General features: G+C 44.9%; 19 protein-coding genes and 1 riboswitch. Of the genes, 16 read left to right on the top strand and 3 right to left on the bottom strand.

Annotated features, from left to right (window positions below):
* Positions 1 to 109 precede the first annotated feature (109 nt).
* From NSQ68_RS13845 to NSQ68_RS13815, 7 genes are all read left to right on the top strand, one after another.
* Positions 110 to 1663 carry an ABC-F family ATP-binding cassette domain-containing protein gene (locus NSQ68_RS13845; RefSeq protein ID WP_023988981.1) on the top strand — a complete coding sequence of 518 codons (1554 nt, stop codon included), beginning with the start codon at positions 110 to 112 and terminating at the stop codon, positions 1661 to 1663.
* Between the two features lie 94 nt (positions 1664 to 1757).
* Positions 1758 to 1865: riboswitch (TPP riboswitch) on the top strand.
* Between the two features lie 265 nt (positions 1866 to 2130).
* Positions 2131 to 2724 (top strand): thiamine phosphate synthase, encoded by a 594-nt coding sequence (locus tag NSQ68_RS13840; RefSeq protein WP_342429116.1) that lies wholly within the window; start codon positions 2131 to 2133, stop codon positions 2722 to 2724.
* Positions 2725 to 2788: 64 nt separating this feature from the next.
* Positions 2789 to 3937 (top strand): glycine oxidase ThiO, encoded by a 1149-nt coding sequence (gene thiO / locus NSQ68_RS13835; RefSeq protein ID WP_342426280.1) that lies wholly within the window; start codon positions 2789 to 2791, stop codon positions 3935 to 3937.
* The gene (gene thiS / locus NSQ68_RS13830) at positions 3934 to 4137 is read left to right on the top strand and encodes a sulfur carrier protein ThiS (protein WP_307345607.1); all 204 of its coding nucleotides are present in this window, start codon (positions 3934 to 3936) and stop codon (positions 4135 to 4137) included. The genes thiO and thiS overlap by 4 nt, the downstream gene beginning before the upstream one ends.
* A 2-nt stretch (positions 4138 to 4139) precedes the next feature.
* On the top strand, positions 4140 to 4907 hold the full coding sequence (locus NSQ68_RS13825) for a thiazole synthase (protein WP_342426279.1): 768 nt from the start codon (positions 4140 to 4142) through the stop codon (positions 4905 to 4907).
* Entirely contained in the window at positions 4904 to 5965 is a 1062-nt protein-coding gene (locus NSQ68_RS13820) for a ThiF family adenylyltransferase (protein WP_342426278.1), read from the top strand. Before NSQ68_RS13825 ends, NSQ68_RS13820 begins: the two co-directional genes overlap by 4 nt.
* A 142-nt stretch (positions 5966 to 6107) precedes the next feature.
* Positions 6108 to 6800 carry a response regulator transcription factor gene (locus tag NSQ68_RS13815; RefSeq protein WP_342426277.1) on the top strand — a complete coding sequence of 231 codons (693 nt, stop codon included), beginning with the start codon at positions 6108 to 6110 and terminating at the stop codon, positions 6798 to 6800.
* Positions 6801 to 6865: 65 nt separating this feature from the next.
* Here NSQ68_RS13815 and NSQ68_RS13810 read toward each other — a convergent pair whose 3' ends face one another.
* Both NSQ68_RS13810 and NSQ68_RS13805 read right to left on the bottom strand, forming a co-directional pair.
* A complete protein-coding gene (locus NSQ68_RS13810; RefSeq protein WP_307345592.1) occupies positions 6866 to 7363 on the bottom strand; it encodes a C40 family peptidase in 498 nt (165 codons plus the stop codon).
* Between the two features lie 280 nt (positions 7364 to 7643).
* Complete coding sequence (locus NSQ68_RS13805) at positions 7644 to 8285, bottom strand: thiamine diphosphokinase (protein WP_342426276.1); 642 nt, start codon at positions 8283 to 8285, stop codon at positions 7644 to 7646.
* Positions 8286 to 8433: 148 nt separating this feature from the next.
* On the opposite strand from NSQ68_RS13805, the gene NSQ68_RS13800 reads away from it, so the two are divergent.
* Positions 8434 to 8898: a low molecular weight protein-tyrosine-phosphatase gene (locus NSQ68_RS13800; RefSeq protein WP_029517442.1), complete on the top strand. Its 465-nt coding sequence runs from the start codon at positions 8434 to 8436 to the stop codon at positions 8896 to 8898.
* Positions 8899 to 9041: 143 nt separating this feature from the next.
* Here NSQ68_RS13800 and NSQ68_RS13795 read toward each other — a convergent pair whose 3' ends face one another.
* Positions 9042 to 9776, bottom strand: a complete 735-nt coding sequence (locus tag NSQ68_RS13795; protein WP_307345585.1) for an alpha/beta hydrolase-fold protein — start codon at positions 9774 to 9776, stop codon at positions 9042 to 9044.
* A gap of 255 nt (positions 9777 to 10031) precedes the next feature.
* Between NSQ68_RS13795 and pdhA the strand changes: the two genes are divergently transcribed.
* The 8 genes from pdhA to NSQ68_RS13755 all read left to right on the top strand — a co-directional run bounded on the left by pdhA (position 10032) and on the right by NSQ68_RS13755 (position 21384).
* Entirely contained in the window at positions 10032 to 11099 is a 1068-nt protein-coding gene (pdhA, locus tag NSQ68_RS13790) for a pyruvate dehydrogenase (acetyl-transferring) E1 component subunit alpha (protein WP_342426275.1), read from the top strand.
* 100 nt (positions 11100 to 11199) lie between these two features.
* Positions 11200 to 12180 carry an alpha-ketoacid dehydrogenase subunit beta gene (locus NSQ68_RS13785; protein WP_342426274.1) on the top strand — a complete coding sequence of 327 codons (981 nt, stop codon included), beginning with the start codon at positions 11200 to 11202 and terminating at the stop codon, positions 12178 to 12180.
* Positions 12181 to 12214: 34 nt separating this feature from the next.
* Entirely contained in the window at positions 12215 to 13828 is a 1614-nt protein-coding gene (locus tag NSQ68_RS13780) for a 2-oxo acid dehydrogenase subunit E2 (protein WP_307345576.1), read from the top strand.
* Positions 13829 to 13831: 3 nt separating this feature from the next.
* Positions 13832 to 15253, top strand: coding sequence for a dihydrolipoyl dehydrogenase (lpdA, locus tag NSQ68_RS13775; protein ID WP_010345961.1), 1422 nt, complete (start codon positions 13832 to 13834; stop codon positions 15251 to 15253).
* Between the two features lie 253 nt (positions 15254 to 15506).
* On the top strand, positions 15507 to 16301 hold the full coding sequence (thyA, locus tag NSQ68_RS13770) for a thymidylate synthase (RefSeq protein WP_013310507.1): 795 nt from the start codon (positions 15507 to 15509) through the stop codon (positions 16299 to 16301).
* Positions 16302 to 16318: 17 nt separating this feature from the next.
* Entirely contained in the window at positions 16319 to 16807 is a 489-nt protein-coding gene (locus NSQ68_RS13765) for a dihydrofolate reductase (protein ID WP_342426273.1), read from the top strand.
* Between the two features lie 238 nt (positions 16808 to 17045).
* Positions 17046 to 18533: a glutamate synthase subunit beta gene (locus tag NSQ68_RS13760; protein ID WP_342426272.1), complete on the top strand. Its 1488-nt coding sequence runs from the start codon at positions 17046 to 17048 to the stop codon at positions 18531 to 18533.
* A 526-nt stretch (positions 18534 to 19059) separates the two neighbouring features.
* Positions 19060 to 21384: a DNA topoisomerase 3 gene (locus tag NSQ68_RS13755; protein WP_342426271.1), complete on the top strand. Its 2325-nt coding sequence runs from the start codon at positions 19060 to 19062 to the stop codon at positions 21382 to 21384.
* Positions 21385 to 21410: the final 26 nt, after the last annotated feature.

Here is a 21410-nt window from a genome sequence, read left to right as displayed (position 1 = left end):
TCCGATATGGTTGCAGAATGTGCTACAATAAAGCTTTGAAAGAAACGAATTGCATATGAAATAAGAACAGTCGGCAACGCCGATGACAATAAGGAGCCAAAAACAGCTTATGAGTTTATTGACTGTAGAAAATGTATCCCACAACTTTGGGGACCGCGCATTATTTAAAAATGTTTCCTTTCGATTGCTTGCGGGGGAACGTGTAGGTTTGGTAGGAGCTAACGGTGTTGGTAAATCAACACTCATGAACATTCTCACTGGAAAATTGCTTAAGGATGAGGGTAAAGTGGAATGGACTCCACGTGTGCGTTACGGCTATCTGGATCAGCATACCAAGCTGACACCGGGCAAAACGGTACGTGATGTATTGAAAGATGCTTTTCTTCCTTTGTTGGAATTGGAAAAGGAAATGATGCAGATTACTGACAAAATGGGGGATGCTTCTCCTGAAGAGTTGGAAGTGTTGCTAGAACAGATGGGTGAAATTCAGGAGCAACTGGATATGGGGGATTTTTACCTCATTGATGTGAAGGTTGAAGAAATGGCGAATGGACTAGGTCTGTCGGCCATAGGACTGGATCGGGATGTATCCGCACTTAGCGGCGGGCAACGGACAAAGGTTCTTCTTGCTAAGTTGCTGTTGGAAAAGCCGAACGTCCTGTTGCTGGATGAGCCTACCAACTATTTGGATGTAGAGCATATTGAATGGCTTACGCGCTATTTGAAGGACTATCCCTATGCCTTTATTCTTATTTCACATGATACTGAATTTATGAACCAGGTCGTTAATGTTATTTACCATCTTGAGTTTGCCAAGATGACCCGTTATTCAGCTAACTATGAAAAGTTTCTTGAAATGGCGGATCTGAACAAAGCTCAGCATATTGATGCTTATGAGAAGCAACAGGATTTTATTAAGAAACAGGAAGATTTTATTCAGCGTAATAAAGCGCGTGCCTCTACATCAGGCCGAGCAAAGAGCCGTGAAAAGCAGCTTGATCGGATCGAACGTATTGATAAGCCTGAAGAAGCCGCAAAACCAACCTTTCAATTTAAAGAAGCACGTGCAAGCGGAAAGACGGTATTTGAGGGTATTGATTTTGAGATTGGTTATACGCATGCCCTTTTGCCTAAAATGTCCATGACGATTGAACGTGGCGAAAAGATTGCAATTGTCGGCTACAACGGTGTCGGTAAATCGACATTGCTCAAAACCATATTAGGAAAAATTCCGCCAATCAGTGGAAAAACCTATCAAGGTGATTTTTTGCAGCCCGCTTATTTTGAGCAGGAAGTAAAGGCGGAGAAAATTACACCGATTGACGATGTGTGGAATGAATTCCCGCATTTGAACCAGCATGAAGTACGAGCGCATTTGGCGCGTTGCGGTTTGAAGAATGAGCATATCACGCGTCCGCTATCTGCGCTTAGTGGTGGAGAACAGGCTAAAGTCCGTCTTTGCAAACTGTTAATGCGTGAAAGCAACTGGGTACTGTTCGATGAGCCTACCAACCACTTGGATGTTAAAGCAAAGGATGAGCTGAAACGTGCCTTGAAGGAATACAAAGGGACTGTATTGCTTGTATCTCACGAACCGGACTTTTACGAGGATTGGGTAACCAAAACGTGGAATGTAGAAGAGTGGTCAAGTAAAGTTAATTAAAATCAACTAAATCCAGTTCTGGCAAATTTCACTCGAAGTAGGGTTTGCAGAATTAGAAAAATATGCTAAGCTATCTTTAGCTTATACAATAAAATAGTCACACTAGGGGAGCCGCCATGCGGCTGAGACGGAATAAATGGATTTCGGACCCTTTGCACCTGATCTGGGTTATGCCAGCGTAGGGAAGTGAGCGCCGTACAAACAAGACAACGCCATTTTTATTTTTGTTTGTGCGTGGGACGATACACGTATACGGATATCATGGTCCGTTCGATTATTGGACGTTCGTTAAACCACTTCCTTGGGGAAGTGGTTTTTTTGCGTTTCGTTCATTTTAAGTTGTTCGAGCTTCCGTAGACGATTCACATACAATCCCCCTTCATTCCTGCTGGTAGACGTGGCTGGCTAAGCTTAGATCCTTTAGTCCAATGTGAGGTGAAGACAAAATCGAATTACACGCAATTTTGATGGAAAAGGGCACTTTTGCACAAGCCGCCCAAGTGGCTGCTGTGATTTGTCCGTATGTTCATTATGTACACGCACGTTTAAAACAAAATGGTGCCTCTGCATTGCTTTCTTTGACTCGCAGCCTGGTGGAGCAGGAAGTTCCTTTGCAACAAATTGTAGTAAATGATCGTGTGGATGTAGCTTTACTTACTTTGGTTGGAGCCGTCCAACTACCAGCTAATGGATTACCTGTTGTGGATGTGAAAAGCCTACTTCCAAAGGGTACACGCTGTGGAGTGTCTGTACATTCCTTGGAGGAGGTGCAAATTGCCGAGCGGGCAGGAGCGGACTATGTACTTTATGGTCACGTATATGAGACCCACTGTAAGCCCGGTATTGTACCGCGGGGTTTAGCTCAGCTTGAACATATTTGCAGACTGTCTAACATTCCGGTGATTGCGCTGGGCGGCATACAACCGCATCATATCCCGGAGCTTTATAGGGCCGGAGCAAGCGGAATTGCGGTGATGTCTGGTATATGGGAGGCTGAGTCGCCCGTTGCAGCTGCAATGGAGTATAGGCGAATGGCAGACCTTGTAGTTCACAGCCTGTAGTGAGAAAACGAGAGTAGAGGTAAGCTGAAAGCAGAAGGGTTTATGGAGAGGAGATACGGAACAAATGCTAAAGATACACACAGAGGAAAGAGCGATTGGACACGCTGAATGCTTGGTCATAGGTGGAGGTGTCGTCGGTAGTTCCATTGCTTATCATGTGGCCAAGGAGGGAAGAAGTGCGATTATGCTGGAACGATTGATCCCGGGTGAGGGAGCCTCAGGAGCAGCGGTTGGAATGCTGGCAGCGGAAAGTGAAGAGTTCACCGACTCTGAGCTGGCACGATTTGCTCGCATAAGTCGAGATGCATTCCCTGAGCTTGTCTGTGATCTAGAGCGTTTGTCGGGTATTTCGGTGGAATTCCGTACTGAGGGGTTTGTGACCCCTTTCCGTACGGAGACTGAAGGCCAAAAACGCTGGAAAGCTGCTAAAACGCGAGAGGGTGAATGTCCTATCTGGTGGGATGCGAAAGAATTGGCCCGACGAATTCCAGGTTTGGATGAACAAGCGATCGGGGCAATATATCGTTCAAAGGAGACACAAGTGGCTCCTGTCCAGCTTTGCCGTGCTTATGCAGGTGCTGCTGCGGTGCTAGGAGCAACGGTATGGTCTGGTACAGAGGCAGAGCAACTGGTCATACAGGATGGTCGAATTTGCGGTGTCCGCACAGATAGTGGTTTTTTTTCCTGCGATCAGGTCATTATTGCCGGAGGCTTGGATAGCATGAAATTGCTAGCGCAGGTTGGGTTTGAATATCCACTTTATCCAGTCAAGGGCGAAGCGGTAGCGGTCTCCTTGAAGGATCACCCGTTAGAATATACCATTTATGCTGATGATATTTACCTCGTGCCTAAACAGAATAACGAGCTTTGGATTGGGGCAACGAGCCTTCCGCATCAATATGACGAAGAGGTGACCGTAGGAGGCTTGGAAGGGTTGCTGGCACGTGCCTCTGCCTGGCTGCCGCGCGTCCGTGAAGCTTCCTTTATACGCGCTTGGGCGGGCTTACGTCCGCAGGCTGTATCAGGTCATCCTTTTATAGGCATTGTTCCTGGGGTCGAGGGCGTATATGCTGCAGTCGGGCATTATCGCAATGGTGTCCTGCTGAGTGATGCTACCGGGCGTGCGATGGCAGCTATGCTTAATGGGGCTGGTGCGGCTGAATTTGGGATAAGTAGATTTTCTTCTGAGCTCCTCAAGGAGGAAAGCTTATGAAGCTGACGATTAACGGCCAGAGCCTGACTTTTTCTAATCGAATCACTCATGTGGATCAATTGCTACATGAGCTTGATGTAAAGGTGAAAACCGTAGTGGTGGAGCTGAATCGGCATATATTGACCCGTGAAGATCATGATGAAGCGGTACTGAAGGATGGAGATTGCCTAGAGATTGTACATTTTGTGGGAGGCGGTTGATCATGTTAACTATTGGAAAAACATCTTTTACCTCAAGGCTGTTGTTGGGAACAGGAAAATTCTCTGATCTGGATATTCAATCTCAAGCCGTAGAGGCTGCTGAGACGGAAATATTGACGTTTGCTGTACGGAGATTGAACTTGGAGGAACGGGACAAGCAGCATTTTCTCGATATGCTGGATTTGACCCGGTATACACTTCTTCCCAATACAGCTGGGGCCACAACAGCAGAGGAGGCGATTCGTATTGCCAAATTGGCAAAAGCCTCTGGTCTGTGCGATATGATTAAGGTGGAAGTCATTGGGGATAGCAAGACACTGCTGCCGGACCCATTTGAAACATTAAAAGCTAGTGAAAAGCTGTTAGAAGAAGGCTTTATCGTTCTGCCCTACATATCGGACGATGTGATTCTAGCAAAGAGGTTACAAGAGCTTGGAATACACGCCGTTATGCCTGGAGCTTCACCGATTGGTACAGGACATGGTTTGCTCAATCCATTTTCATTAGAGCTAATTATTGAACAGGCAGAGGTACCAGTTATTGTCGATGCGGGTATTCGCTCACCCGGTGACGCGGCCATGGCGATGCAGTTGGGGGCAGATGCTGTTTTGTTGAACACAGCCGTATCAGGAGCGAAGGACCCAGTAAAAATGGCCGAGGCCATGAAACTGGCTGTTCGTGCTGGGAGATATGGTTTTGAGGCGGGCATGATTCCTGTAAAACGTTACGCTTCAGCAAGCAGTCCGACAGAAGGCATGGTTCAGGCATGAAGGTAACTGACAAATCCGGTGCAGGAGGAACACATCCAAGTGATCGTTATTCCAGACAGGAAAGATTCGCGCCCTTTGGCCCGACAGGACAACGCCGGCTTGCTTCCTCTCACGTACTAATCATAGGTGCCGGAGCGTTAGGTACAGGTATTGCGGAAACGCTCGTTCGTGGGGGTGTAGGCACGGTGAGTCTCGTAGATCGGGATTATGTGGAATGGAGCAATTTGCAGCGCCAGCAGCTTTTTCAGGAAAGTGATGCTGCGCAAAGATGTCCCAAAGCAGTAGCTGCTCAGCGAAGATTAAAGGATATTAATTCGGAAACGGTTATCCATGCATATGTACTGGATGTTGGTGTGGAAGAGCTGGAAGAGTTGATCCAGGGGGTAGATCTCATAATGGATGCAACCGATAATTTCGATACCCGACTTCTTATGAACGACATGGCACTCAAGCATCGGATTCCATGGATTTATGGGGGATGCGTGGGCAGTTATGGTGTAACCTACACCATTATACCGGGTCAAACGCCTTGTCTTCACTGTCTGCTGGGAACTGTACCGTTTGGTGGGGAAACCTGTGATACCGCCGGGATTATTCCGCAGGCTGTACAGATGGTAACGGCTAACCAAACTACGGAAGCCTTCAAACTTCTTGGCGGATATCCGGAAGATTTGAGAGGAAAGCTACTTTCGTTTGATTTGTGGAAAAATGAGTATGTAGCGATAGCAGTAGATAGCGTTAAAAAGGAGAACTGTCCTTCTTGCGGCAGCCAACCGACGTATCCCTATTTGTCGGCCTCTCATCGGCAGAAAACAGATGTTTTGTGCGGCAGGGATACCGTTCAAATTAGACCAGCAAACCCGATACATCTGAATCTTGCAGAAACTGCAGATAGATTTGCTTCTTTGGGAGAGGGGGAAGTAGAACGGAACCCGTTTTTGGTTTCCTTTAGTACAAGCGAGCATCGCTTGGTTGTTTTTGCAGATGGCAGAGCGCTGATCCATGGGACAAAGGACGTGGCAAAAGCAAGAAGTCTGTATCATCGCTATTTGGGTTAAACCATAAAAGCAGAAAGCCATTCTTTGGAGAATGATTTTCTGCTTTTTTGTTACAATAATATTAATATGCTTTAATGGCTTATAACACAAACTTGTTCGTATCCAATATGTAATGCTATGTCCAAACCAGGTGGGTGAAAAGATGAGCCCGTTAATTTTGCTTGTGAATGTAAATGAAGCGTCTCCCGTAATTGTTCGTCCATTGGAGCAGGCAGGTTATCAGGTGGTACATGTTAGCAATACGACGGATGCAAGCTCTTATGTAGCCCATAATCCTGTAGATTTGTTACTGCTCAATATAGAAGATGAACAGACGGTTTCGCAAGGCTTGCTTCGCACATGGCAGCAATACCATCCTCATGTCCCGCTATTAGCAATGACTTCATCAGATGAGGAAGACCATATTGTTTCCTGTTTTGAACAAGGAGCACATGATGTGATCGTTCTGCCCTTTTATCCTAGAGTTTTCCAGGCTAGAGTGGCTAATTTATTGCGAATTTTTGGTATTGAACGTGATATGAAAAGGGCGATCGAGGCGGGTGATATACATATAGACAATGCAAGCAGAATGGTGAGCAGAGGGGGACAAAAGCTGGAATTAACTCCGAAAGAATTCGATCTTTTGCTTCATCTGGCGATACATCTTAACCAAGTTTGTAGCAGGCAGCAAATTCTGAAGGATGTTTGGAAACATGACTATATCGTTGATACGAACGTAGTAGACGTCTATATCAGACATTTGAGGGTTAAAGTAGATAAGGGGTATAAGTTTAAAATGATCCGTACGGAACGAGGTATTGGTTATTCACTCAGAACACCAACCGTATCAGAATAGTATTGGGCATATAAAAAAACCGGAACTTTTCGTCCCGGCTCGCATATTTCAAAATGAGTTTCATACTACAGCACGCGGCGTGCTTTAATGTATGTTCTTTTCCAGTTGCCAGAGTTCAAATCGGAGATGGTCACGCCAGGTCCGCCGTAAGTGTGCAGAATTTTACCCCCGCCCATATAGACTGCTACGTGGGTAATGTTGCGTCCTGTAGCACGACTACCGCTTGAAAAGAAAACTAAGTCGCCTTTTTTCAAATTGGACTTGGATACGGCATGTCCAACTTTAGACTGTTGTACAGAAGTACGCGGCAAATTTACTCCGTATTTCTTGAATATGTGCTTCATGAAAGAAGAACAGTCAAAATTGCGCGTCGTGCTTGTGGAAGCTCCAAACTTATAAGGAGTTCCCATATATCTTTCACCGTAGTTAATTACTTTTTGGCCTACTGAAGTCGTAGTGGCGGCTTGTGCCGTATTTGTTCCCTCAATTGCAAAAGTACCAAAGCCGATCGTGGCTGCGACCCCTGCTATAATTACCTTTTTTATGATTTTCTGCATATTCATGTTGTAAGTACCTCCAAAAATTGATTTGTGCAATATTTTGCTGAGTTGCTAACTAACTGACAGCGTTGAGTATAACAGTTTTGAAGCCGCCTAATAGTTGGAAAAGAACTCTCAAATGCTTGAGGGACAAGACTTACACAGCGATTATTAAAAAACCATTAAAAATTACAATTTGTAAAAAAATATATCGATTCATAGATCTCTATAAGCGGAAAAACCCTTGTTCATCAAGGGTTTTGAGTGAAAAACAATTTATATAATGGTTACAACAATGTCATAATTAATCCTTGCTTTGAATAACGAGTAACAGACCGCTTTTGATGGAAATCGTACCTTTTGAAGCCATTAACTTATTACTGACAGCACGCGATTGTCCCATTTTGAGGGTGGCATTATGCAGCGGATACATAAATCCTTCCAGTTGTATGCCTGTTACTTCGGAGGTCATAGGAAGCAGGGATGTATATGTATAGCCCATAGGCTGGATCTCAAGCGTTGATCCGGTGAGCTCAATATAATTATGTGCGTCCATAATAGCGCAGCTAATATGATGCTGCATTGCGCGTACCAATATTTGAACATTAGCCAATGTGTGGTCCATCCGGGTGCCAGTCACACCAAGCATCAGTACATGATCTGCCTGTTCGTCCATAGCGATTTCTAAAGCAAGCTCAGTATCTGTTAAGTCTTTAAGTACTGGGTCGCACGCAATCAACCGTTGGCTTGCTGATTCTACCTTTTCTTTTTCCTCTGGTGTGATCGAATCAAAATCTCCAACAGAGATATGTGGTGTAATACCGTGCTCGATTAGGAAAAGAGCACCTTTATCTGCGCCTATAATAAAATCATCAGGCTGTATTTGATGTAAATCTTCTTCATTAAGACGACCGCCTGAAAATACAATCGCTCGTTTTTTTGTCATAATCAACATCCTTTCTTTCTGATACGATCCTATATATACCATCGTTTTTAAGTATACCGCGTTAAATATGGCTTGCACAATTTTGGAGGACATGGCTACAATGAAACAGAAAATAGGAAGTGTAACGTGTAATAGGAAGGAGAACGAAATGATTAACGTTTTGTTTGTGTGTTTAGGCAATATTTGCCGCTCTCCGATGGGGGAGGCGATACTGAGACATAAAGCGCAGGAACGGGGATTGGGTGCAGAAATCGGGGTGGACTCGGCCGGGACGGGCGACTGGCACATCGGTAATCCCCCGCATGAGGGAACACTAAAGCAACTTAAACTGCATGGAATCAGCGAACAAGGCATACAGGCACGGCAAATAACGGGCCGTGATTTTGACGCGTTTGATTACATTGTGTGCATGGATGACTCTAATGAACGAAACATGCGAAAGATTGCTGGTGGAGCGGAGGCAGATATTCTAAAATTTATGGATTTGCTCCCTCAAGAAAAATTAAGAGAAGTACCCGACCCATATTTTACAGGGAATTTTGAAGAGACCTATCGATTAATGGACGCAGGTTGCGACGCCTTGCTGGACAAGATCGTAGAAGAAAAGCTATAATGTGAACGACAGATGACGGCAATCATTGCCGTTTTTCGTTATACATTTTTGAAAGCGCAACCAAAATATGAAAAAGAGGAAGGAGCTTTATGACCTAGTAGGTCACTGCTCTATTCCCCTTAGTTACTTTGAAGAATATTTGCTTAGGCGCGATCCAAAAAATACATTAGCGCGTCAGGCAACTCGTTTTGCCAAAAGCCCCACAAATGTTTGCCATCCTTTTCACGGTAAGAAACTTCAGCGTTCCGTTCGCGCAGCAAATCTGCGCATTGACGGTTAAGCTCTACAAAGTTGTAAATGCCAGTATCACTCTCAAATGCATCTTCCTGAAGTCCAACCGTCATCCACACCCGCAAATGAGACAGATCTTTTTCACGGGCGATGATTTCCTGTGAAGCTTCATAGTAAGCACCTGAGAGGCTGATAATGCGGTTGAACAAATGAGGATACATCAAAGCCAAATGCAGAGACACACTGCCTCCCAGTGAATCCCCCGCCAAAATGCGGGACGCTGCATCTTTTCTTATAGGATACTTTTGCTCCACATAGGGAATAATCTCTTCTGCAAAACAGGCAGTATACGCCTCGAAACGATTACCGAAGGGAGCATACTCCTGCGTTCTGATTTTGGTGTTCACTTCGACGCCTACAATAATGAAGGGTTCAACACCCTCATCCAGAATGAGGCGGTTGGCGTGAGTTGCAATGCGGCCAAAATTGAAAAATTCTTCTCCGTCCTGACAGTATACGACCGGGTAGCTCAATATTTCATTATAGCCGGGCGGCAAATAAATCCGGAGAGTTCTGGTCTCGCCTAGAAAGCGGCTGTCTACTTCGTCTTTAAGGATGGTTCGTTTTAAATACCGAGAATCCGTCATTTTTCGTCACCTTTCTTGGGTATTATTTTGCATTCGGGATCACAATAAGTTAAGATTACCCTGATTGCAATAGATGTTTAAAATTTCAATCATGTACTAAGCTGTTATAGTAAAAAACATACCCTGTTACACACACAAAAATGTGGCAGACTCAAAAAAAATAACTAAATCTTTGACGCGAACGATATAACAGGTGTATAATAATCCTATAACAGCGGAACTTGATATTCAAATTTTTTTGTTGAGGTGAAGAAAATGAGCAAGGTTCCTTATGAAGTTTACACAGAGGAAGTTGAGGCGCTGTCCGTACTTTCTCCGGATGGTGAAATTATCAATAAAGATATGTTGCCTAAACTTACAGATGATCAATTGAAAGAAATTATGTATCGAATGGTATTTACACGTACTTGGGATGACCGTGCCGTTAATTTAGGCCGTCAAGGACGTCTCGGTTTCTACGCTCCGGTATCCGGACAAGAAGCAACAATGGTTGGTAGCGAATATGCGCTCCAAAAAGAAGACTTTATTGCACCAGGCTACCGCGATATTCCGCAAATCGTTTGGCATGGCCTGCCATTATACCAAGCTTTCTTGTATTCCCGTGGTCATCAACACGGCGGCCAAGTGCCGGACGGTGTTAATGTACTGATGCCGCAAATCATCATTGGCGCACAAATTTTGCATGCTATGGGTATTGCTATGGGTTACAAGCTGAAAAAACAAAAACAAGTCGCCATTACATATACAGGTGACGGCGGTTCTTCCGAAGGTGATTTCTACGAAGGCCTGAACTATGCTGGTGTCTACAAGTTGCCAGTTATTTTCTTTGTGCAAAACAATGGCTACGCGATCACGACTCCATTCTCAAAACAAACGGCTGCTCTTTCGATCGCTCATAAAGCAGTAGCTGCTGGTATTAAAGGTGTGAAAATTGACGGCATGGACGTGCTTGCAGTTATTAAAGCCGTTCAAGAAGCTGCAGAGCGTGGACGTAATGGTGAAGGTGCTACATTGATTGAAGCCGTAACATACCGTTTCCGCCCGCATTCCCTTTCTGATGATGCAACAAAATATCGTTCTAAAGAAGAAGAAGGCGAATGGAATGCGAAAGATCCAATTGCCCGCTTTGCGAAATACCTTGAGAAAAAAGATCTTTGGACTGAAGAAGATACAGCTCGCGTAAAAGAAGAAGCTAAGGCAAAAGTGAACGAAGAGATCAAAAAAGCCGAGAAAACAGAAAAAATGACAATTCCTGGCTTGATTGATAGCATGTTCGAAACAACGCCTAAACACTTGGAAGAACAAAAAGCTGATTTTAAATAATTGAACTTAAAAGGGACCGGGCGGTAACCCGATCCGGTCTGCTTTTCGATTGACCTGAACTGAAATTGATCTGTCAATGTTTAAGGAGGAAATGAAGCAAATGGCACAAATGAACATGAAAGAAGCGATTCGTGACGCACTGCGCGTAGAGTTGAAACGCGACCCTAACGTCCTGCTTTTCGGTGAAGACGTAGGTCATGTAGGTGGCGTATTCCGCGCTACAGAAGGTCTGCAAAAAGAATTTGGCGAAGAACGTGTATTCGATACTCCGCTGGCGGAATCCGCAATCGGGGGTCTTGCTGTGGGTCTGGGTATCCAAGGCTTCCGTCCTGTAGCTGAAATCCAGTTCGTAGGCTTTATCTTTGAAGCACTCGATCAAATGGCAATTCAAGCATCCCGTATGCGTTACCGTTCTGGTGGACGTTACAATTCTCCAATCGTATTCCGTACACCTTTTGGTGGCGGTGTTAAGGCAGCCGAGCTGCATACAGATTCCTTGGAAGGTCTTCTGGCTCAAACACCTGGTATCAAGGTTGTTGTTCCTTCCAACCCTTACGATGCAAAAGGTCTTATGATCGCGTCTATTCGCGACAACGATCCAGTATTTTTCATGGAGCATTTGAACTTGTATCATGCATTCCGCGCTGAAGTTCCTGAGAATGATTACACAGTTGAACTGGGCAAAGCTAATGTAGTTCGTGAAGGTTCCGATGTGACGATCATTACTTACGGTATGATGGTACACACTTCGATTAAAGCTGCTGATGAGCTGGAAAAAACAAAAGGTATCAAAGTAGAAATCATTGATTTGCGCACCATTAGCCCGATTGACATTGATACTATTGTTGCTTCTATTCAAAAAACCAATCGTGCGATCGTTGTTCAAGAAGCGCAAAAGAGCTCCGGTGTAGCTGCTGAAGTTATTGCACAAATTAACGAAAAAGCAATCCTGCATCTGGAAGCACCCGTTCTGCGGGTAGCAGGTCCGGATACCGTTTATCCTTACGCTCAAATTGAAGATACTTGGTTGCCAACGCCAACACGTATCATTGATGCGGTTAATAAAGTATTGGAATTTTAATTAAAGCACACCGTAAATTTGGGAGGTTTTAAACGTGGCTAAATTTGAATATAAATTCCCGGAGCTAGGTGAAGGTCTTCACGAAGGCGAAATCATCAAGATGCACATCAAGCCCGGCGACAAAGTAACAGATGAAGATATCATCATGGAAGTACAGAACGATAAGGCTGTAGTTGAAGTTCCTTGTCCGGTTAATGGTACAGTACAAGAAGTATTTGCCAAAGACGGCGACATCTTTAACGTAGGTCAAGTCGTAGCTGTAATTGATGCAGAAGGTGAACTTCCTGAACAAGAAGATGCACCAGAAGCACCAGCTGCTAGCCCTGAGCCAAGTGCTGCTGCACAAGGCGGAGCTGCAGGTGCAGCTAGATTTGAATATAAATTCCCAGAGCTGGGTGAAGGTCTTCACGAAGGCGAAATCATCAAGATGCACATTAAGCCCGGCGACAAAGTAACAGATGAAGATATCATCATGGAAGTACAAAACGATAAGGCTGTAGTTGAAGTTCCTTGTCCGGTTAATGGTACAGTACAAGAAGTATTTGCCAAAGACGGCGACATCTTTAACGTAGGTCAAGTTGTGGCTGTAATCGCTGCAGAGGGTGAGCTTCCTGAACAAGAAGAAGCACCGGCTGCTGCCAAACAAGAAGAGGATGCTGCAAAAGGCGGAGCTAACACAAAACCAGCTGCAACACCTGCTGCTTCTAACAAAGACGTACTGGCTACACCTAGCGTCCGCAAATTTGCTCGTGAGCAAGGTGTAAACATCGCTCAAGTGAGTGGTTCCGGCAAAAATGGTAAAATCACCAAAGAAGATGTAGAAGCTTTCAAAAATGGTGGAGGTCAAGCGGCTGCACCAGTAGCAAAAGAAGCTGCAAAAGCACAAGAGCCTGCTAAGAAAGAAGCGAAAGCTGCAGCATCATCCGCACCAGCAGTAGATCCACGTGCTGAGGAAGAGCGCGTACCATTTAAAGGTATCCGCAAGGCTATTTCCAATGCTATGGTTAAATCGGCTTATACGGCTCCGCACGTTACGATTATGGATGAAGTTGATGTAACTGAACTGGTTGCTTTCCGTACTCGTATCAAACCAATTGCTGAGAAGAAAGGCACAAAAGTAACATACCTGCCATTCATCGTAAAAGCTTTGGTTGCTGCTTCCCGTCAATTCCCGGCTCTGAATGCGACAATCGACGAAGAAGCAAACGAAATTGTTTACAAGAAATACTACAACATCGGTATCGCTACAGATACAGACAACGGTTTGATCGTTCCTGTTATCAAAGATGCTGATCGTAAGAGTATCTGGATGATTGCTGATTCCATTCGTGATCTGGCTGTGCGCGGTCGTGATGGAAAATTGGCTGCGAATGAGATGAGAGGAAGCACAATCTCCATCACTAACATCGGTTCCGCAGGCGGTATGTTCTTTACTCCAATCATTAACTTCCCTGAAGTTGCGATTTTGGGTACTGGCCGCATCAGTGAAAAAGCAGTCGTGAAAAACGGTGAAATTGTAGCCGCTCCAGTAATGGCTCTTTCCTTGAGCTTTGACCACCGTATTATTGACGGTGCAACTGCTCAAAACTTCATGAACTATATCAAACAGCTGCTCGCTAACCCTGAGTTGCTTGTTATGGAGGTGTAATCAATGGTAGTAGGAGACGCTTCTCTGGATATTGACACATTGGTTATCGGTGCGGGTCCTGGCGGCTATGTAGCTGCCATCCGTGCCGCACAATTGGGACAAAGCGTATTGATCGTTGACAAATCTGAGCTGGGCGGTGTCTGTCTGAACCGTGGATGTATTCCATCCAAAGCTTTGATCTCTGCAGCTCATCAATACGAAGCAGCTAAACATGGCGAGTCTTTCGGTATTACGGCTGAAAATGTAAAAGTGGACTTCGCTAAAACACAAGAATTCAAAAACGGTGTTGTTAAGAAAATGACAGGCGGCGTAAGTGGCTTGCTCAAAGGCAACAAAGTTGAAGTTTTCAATGGTGAGTGCATGTTCATCAACGAAAACGAAGCGCGTGTATTCAACGAACATGAATCACCACGTTACCGTTTTAAAAATGCAATTATCGCAACAGGTTCCCGTCCAATCGAACTGAAACCATTCCCATTTGGCGGACGCATTCTGTCTTCTACAGAAGCATTGAACCTGCCTGAAATTCCGAAAAGCCTGATCGTAATCGGTGGTGGATACATTGGTGCAGAGCTTGGACAAATGTACTCCAAATTCGGTTCCAAAGTAACGATCATTGAAGGTATGGATACAGTGCTTCCTGGTTTCGACAAAGATATGACTTCGATCGTTGCGAAAAGCATGAAGAAAACGGGCATCGAAATCTTCACTGGCGCTAAAGCGGAAAGTGCAGAGCAAACAGATAAAGACGTAACGGTGAAATTCTCCGTTAACGGCGAAAGCAAAGAAGTAACTGCTGAATATCTGCTTGTTACTGTTGGACGTCGTCCAAACACAGACGGTGAGCTGGGTCTGGATCTGATCGGTGTAGAACTGGATGAGCGCGGAATGGTGAAAGTTGACCACCAAGGACGTACTAGCATTCCTCATATCTTTGCAATCGGCGATATCGTAGCTGGTCTTGCTCTGGCACACAAAGCTTCTTACGAAGGTAAAGTGGCTGCTGAAGCAATTGCAGGCGAGCCGTCTGTAGTAGATTACAAATGTATGCCAGCTGTTGTTTTCACAGATCCAGAATGCTCTAGCGTAGGCTACACAGAAACACAAGCCAAAGAAAAAGGCTACAATGTCAAAGTTGGCAAGTTCTCTTATGGAGCAAACGGTCGTGCGGTTTCCCTGAACGCTGCTGAAGGTTTTGTGAAAATCGTAGCTGACGCTGACACAGGTCTGGTACTGGGTACGCAAATCGTAGGTCTGGAAGCTTCCAACCTTATTGCTGAGCTGGGTCTGGCGATTGAAATGGGTGCTACACTCGAAGATATCTCCTTGACTATTCATGCTCACCCTACATTGGGCGAAATCGTTATGGAAGCAGCGGAAGTCGTGCTGGGTCATCCAATCCATGCATTGGCACCACGTCGCTAATACCATTTTTCATTATCTCGTTTTCGTTTTCATACATGACAAAGAGAGGCAAGGAGCGCTATATCTGCGCTCTTTGTCTCTTTTTTTTCAAACTTTAGGATTTTCAGGACTACCATGAAAATTCACACAGTAGATGGTCAACGAAGTACCGTACATGATAAACTAACTATAGATATGGGTGCAGAAAGAGAATTTTAAAGATTAGAATCTGGCGATGCCAGGTTTTTATTCATGCTCAAAGGAGAGGAATAACGTGCGTAACTATTTGGAACTGCTGGAGGATATTTTAGAGAATGGAGTGAAAAAAGAGGATCGGACAGGGACGGGTACACTATCTGTTTTCGGAAGACAACTCCGTTTTGATCTGGCCAAGGGCTTCCCTTTGGTGACCACTAAAAGAGTACATTTAAAATCCGTTATTCATGAGCTGTTATGGTTTTTGCGGGGAGATACCAACATTTCTTATCTCAAGGAGAACGGAGTAACCATTTGGGATGAGTGGGCGGACGAGCAGGGGAATCTGGGGCCTGTATATGGATCGCAATGGCGTTCGTGGGAAACAACAGACGGGCAACATATTGACCAAATTGCGAATGTCATTGAGGCTATTAAAAATAATCCGGATTCACGTCGACACATCGTCAGTGCTTGGAATGTGGCTGAAATCGAATCTATGAAGTTGCCGCCATGTCATTTTGTATTTCAGTTCTATGTAGCTGGAGGGAAGCTTTCCTGTATGCTAACGATGCGTTCTGTGGATACCTTTTTAGGATTGCCGTTCAACATCGCAAGTTATGCATTACTAACGCATATGGTTGCACAACAGTGCGGTTTGGAGCCCGGTGAATTTATTTGGTCAGGCGGTGATGTGCATATTTATTCAAATCATATGCAACAAGTGCATACGCAGTTGGAACGTGATCCCTATCCGTTGCCTCAATTGAAAATTCTGCGCAAACCGGATTCGATTTTTGATTATACCTATGACGATTTTGCTTTTGAAAATTACGAGTATCATCCAGGGATTAAGGCGCCTGTCGCCATCTGATTAGAGGAGGTGGAAAAATGGGCATTTCAATGATATGGGCTATGGCACAAAATAGTGTGATTGGCCGGGATAACAAACTTCCCTGGCGCCTCCCTAGAGACATGGCCTTTTTCAAAGAGCAGACGATTAATAAAACGGTACTCATGGGGCGCAAGACGTGGGAATCCTTTGGAGGAAAAAGCCTGCCAAACCGACGTAACGTCGTCTTAACTCGAGATCAGTGTTATCAGGTGGAAGATGCGGAAGTGATTCATTCACTGGAAGAAGGGCTCCAATTAGCAAAGCAGGAGGAGCTAATGGTCATTGGAGGAGCGGAAATTTATGCACTGTTTTGGTCACATGCCGATCAATTGATTGTGACTCGGATTGAGGAGATTTTTGAAGGCGATACAACCTTCCCTGAGCTGGATTGGAACGGCTGGAATATAGTCAGTGAGACTCCGGGTATCAAGGATGAAAAAAATCCCTATGAGTATCGTTTTGTTGTTTACGAGAGAACGGAGTAAGAATAGACTGTATCCAATCCCACTCATTTGAAAAATTAATAAACCATATAAAAAATCCTTTTGGCTGTTGATGCAGAAAGTTGCATAAGTTTTCATCACTTTTACGCTGTATTGTGATACAATAAATCAAATTCAACGAGAACAGACCCTTTCATAATACAAACAGACAAATTTGAATTTGACTTAAATTCTGAATGGATGATCGGGGTTCATAAGCGAAGAGATGGGGGAACGTAACATGTCTACACCAACTGGATTTATGGAATACACACGACAGCTTCCTACAGACCGGGACCCGGCAGAGCGTATAAAGGATTGGGAAGAATTCCATAAGCATATGTCTGAAGAAGAGCTGCGTACCCAAGGGGCGCGTTGTATGGACTGCGGAACTCCTTATTGTCATACGGGGATGGATATCATGGGAGCAACTTTAGGTTGCCCGGTTCATAATCTCATTCCGGAATGGAACAATCTCGTATATCGTGGTTTGTGGAAAGAAGCGCTCGAGCGGCTTCACAAAACGAATAACTTCCCGGAATTCACAGGTCGTGTCTGTCCTGCGCCATGTGAAGGTTCGTGTACTGTGGGCCTGATTGGACAGTCTGTTACAATTAAAACCATTGAGGAAGCTATTATCGAAAAAGGCTTTGAGGAAGGTTGGGTCGTTCCTAATCCGCCAGAAAAGCGTACAGGCAAACGAGTGGCTATTGTTGGTTCGGGACCGGCAGGTTTGGCTGCAGCGGCTCAGCTTAACAAAGCAGGGCACAGCGTGACTGTGTATGAGCGTGCGGACCGTGTGGGTGGATTATTGATGTATGGAATACCGTCAATGAAATTGGATAAGAAGGTCGTTCAGCGGCGTGTGGATTTGCTGGAGGCTGAAGGTATTCAATTCATCACCAATACGGAAATCGGCAAAGATATCCCTACCGATCAGCTGATTGCTGAATATGATGCGGTTGTCCTATGCGGTGGTTCTACGAAGCCAAGAGAATTCAACATCGAAGGTAGCGATTTGAAGGGTGTTCATTATGCGATGGATTATCTAAATGGTACCATCAAAAGTTACTTGGATTCCAACCTGGAAGATGGCAACTATTTGTCCTCCCAAGGCAAGGACGTTATTGTAATCGGTGGTGGTGATACGGGTTCGGACTGTGTAGCTACTTCTTTGCGTCATGGTTGTCGAAGTGTCACTCAATTTGGCACACACACCAAAGCGCCTATGGAGCGTGATCCGATTGCCAATCCTTGGCCGCAATTTCCAAACGTGTATTCTCTCGATTATGCACAGGAAGAAGCGAAGGCATTGTTTGGAGAAGATCCGCGTGAGTTCTCCATCATGACGACCAAATTTGTAGGTGATGAAAACGGTAATCTGAAAGAGCTGCACACCATTCAAATTCAACGGATTGTTGATGAAACGGGCCGCAAGATCTATCAACCGATTCCAGGTACGGAGCGTGTATTCCCTGCACAAATTGCTCTAATTGCCATTGGATTTGATGGTCCTGAGCAAACGATTGTAGAGCAGATTGGTTTGGAGACAGATCGTCGCTCCAACGTTAAAGCACGTTATGGAAAATATGTTACCAATGTGGATAAGGTTTTTGCTGCAGGTGATATGCGTCGCGGACAAAGTCTTGTCGTATGGGCTATTAATGAAGGTCGAGAAGCTGCACGAGAGGTTGATAAATACCTCATGGGCGTCACCGTTTTGGTGTAATAATAAATTTCATGTTACAGATCAGTCAAAGCTCCATCTTCGGATGGAGCTTTATTGTATTTCAAGCTGAGTCTTCCAAAAGCGAAAAATGAATCAATGATTATTGAACTGTGAAATATTGCGAAATTCATGTTAAGTAATGTGACTTGAATTTAATCATCTCACCAAATATTTCTTATCTATATTGATCATAACATAAAAAAAAGTGTTTTGTGCAGCTTTTTTATAGAAAAAAGAATTATTTCGCAAGAAAATTTGATAAAGTCTGATATTTATGTGATATAAATTAACATATACATAACTTTCGTTGACTATTTAAAATCATGACCTGAGAGAACCATGGTATCTATGGTATAATACACGTATATTGTTGAAGCGTTTGACTAAATGAATTTACAAAGGAGCTTTCGTCGGGAGAAGGCTCCTTTTGCATGAGGCCGGGATACCTGTGTTTTCATTAACATCCATGTTTATGTGTGATTCATGGAGGAGAAACAGAAGGCCGTCAGGAAGGAATGGAGTATGAATGAAGACGTTGATTATTGCTGAGAAACCGGATATGGGACGGACGATTGCCGCTGTTATGGAGCCGCGGGCTAAAAATAACCGTACCTATTTGGAAGGGGAGAAATACATTGTAACCTGGGCGATCGGACATTTGCTGGGTTTGGCTGAGCCGGATGCATACGATGCTAAGTACAAACGATGGAATATTAAGGATCTTCCTATTATCCCTGAGCAGTTCAAAATTGTACCGAATCCGAAAACAAAAGATCAGCTGAAAATGATTGGTGAACTGGCCAAACGCTGCAATGCCATCGTAAATGCTTGTGATGCTGGACGGGAAGGGCAATATATTTTTGCGTTGATCCAACAGCAATTAAAGTTGCATCAGCCAGTTAAGCGACTGTGGATTTCAGACTTGACAGCGGAAAGTATTGCGACAGGCTTTGAACGATTGCGAGATGCTTCAGAGTTTGAATTCCTGACTCAAGCTGCGAGGGCACGAAGTGAAGCGGACTGGCTGATCGGCATGAACGCTTCCAGAGCGTTCACAACACGACATAACACACTGCTGTCGGTAGGACGGGTGCAGACTCCCGTGCTGGCACTGATTCATGACCGGGAAAAAGAAATTGAGGCATTTCAGTCTCAAACCTTCTATGACGTGTGGGCTGAATTTAAACAAGATCAGATCAAGTACAAAGGTGCGTGGCAGGGGGATCGGCTGACGAAGCCAGAGGAAGCTGAGGCAATCGCTGCGGCTGTTCGCGGAAAAACAGGTAAAATCACCAAATATGACACGAAACAGACAAAAGAGTATCCTTTTAAATTGTACGATTTAACGCTGCTTCAACGCGAGGCGAATGCCAAGTACGGTTATTCGGCCAAAAAAACACTGGATGTGGCACAAGCGCTTTATGAGCGTCACAAGGTCATTTCCTATCCGCGTACTAATTCTAACTATGTGACAGAGCAAAATATAGACGGCATGCACAAGGCACTACGGATGCTGGGGACAGGTCCTTATGCTGATCTGGTCCAACAAGCCAACCCCAATTTGGTTCATAAACAGAATAAATCGGTCTGCAATCCATCTCGTGTTGAGGATCACCATGCTATTTTGCCGACGTTAAAAAGGCCAGGAACACTAAGCAAGGAAGAGCAAAATGTATATGACCTGGTTATTCGCAGGTTTTTGTCGCATTTTTTTCCGCCTGCTGAATACAAAATGCATACCGTAATGACACAGGTGGACAAGCATCTGTTTAAAACAAATATTAAAGAGCTTCTTTCCTTGGGTTGGAAAGTAGTTTTAAGTAAGGTTGATCAGGATAAAGGTAAAAAGAGCAAATCACCGAAAAAAGAGGAAGAAGAGGAAACGGACGAGTGGACGGACAAGAAGTTTGAGATTGATGCGGGGCGTCCCGTGGATTGTGTTCGCGCCGAGATGAAAGAAAAGGCGACTCAGCCCCCTAAAAGCTACACGGAGGGTACATTGCTTAAGGCGATGGAAAGCGCGGGTAAACAGATGGAGAATGAGGAATTGCGTGAGGTCATGAAGGATGCCGGTTTAGGCACACCTGCGACGCGGGCCGCCACAATTGAACGATTGAAAAAGGTTGGCTACATTGAAATGAAGGGTAAAAAGATTCTTATTACGGAAAAAGGAAAGATGGCTATTGACCTGATCCGTCATGCCGGGGTTGATCTATTAGCCTCCCCTGAGATGACAGGTCAATGGGAACGTCGCCTACATCAAATTTCCAAGGGTGAGGCGGCTCAAGAGAAGTTTATGGAGAACGTTAAAAGATTTACGTTGTCCATCATTGACAAGGTGAGGCAGCAGCCGCCGGCTCCGGCAAATGCCTTTGGTGAGGAAGCAAGGGGGAAGCGTGCGACTGGAAAAGAAGGCGCACGTAGTGCACGTGCGAGCGGACGCACCGCCGCCAAAGGGGTGGGGCGTGCTACATCAGGACGCGGTGGCAGTGCTGGAAGCGCAACGCTAGAGCAAGCAGCACCACCAGCACGCAGCTCTTCCGACGGATCCTCAGGCATTTCAGTGAGCCAAAGGCAAGCTTTAGGTAGTTGCCCACGCTCTAATTGCGGCGGAAGCATTATTGAAGGCCGCAAGGGGTATGGGTGCAGCCACTACAAGCAGGGCTGCGGCTTTGTCGTCTGGAAGGAATATGCTGGAAAGCAGATTACCGAAACGATGCTCAAGTCCTTGTTGACGAAAGGACAGACGCAATTGTTGTCTTTTAAGCGTAAAGATGGATCGACCGTCAAAGCGCGAATTGTTTTGAATGAACCTGGTACAGGACAACTTAGCGTTCGAGAGGAATCCTGAGACAGGGTTTAGACCACTATTTTGGC

Origin of the sequence: Paenibacillus sp. FSL L8-0158, assembly GCF_038592965.1 — a bacterium.
Classification (GTDB): Bacteria; Bacillota; Bacilli; order Paenibacillales; family Paenibacillaceae; genus Paenibacillus; species Paenibacillus polymyxa_D.
This window is presented reverse-complemented; position numbering and strand designations above follow the sequence as displayed.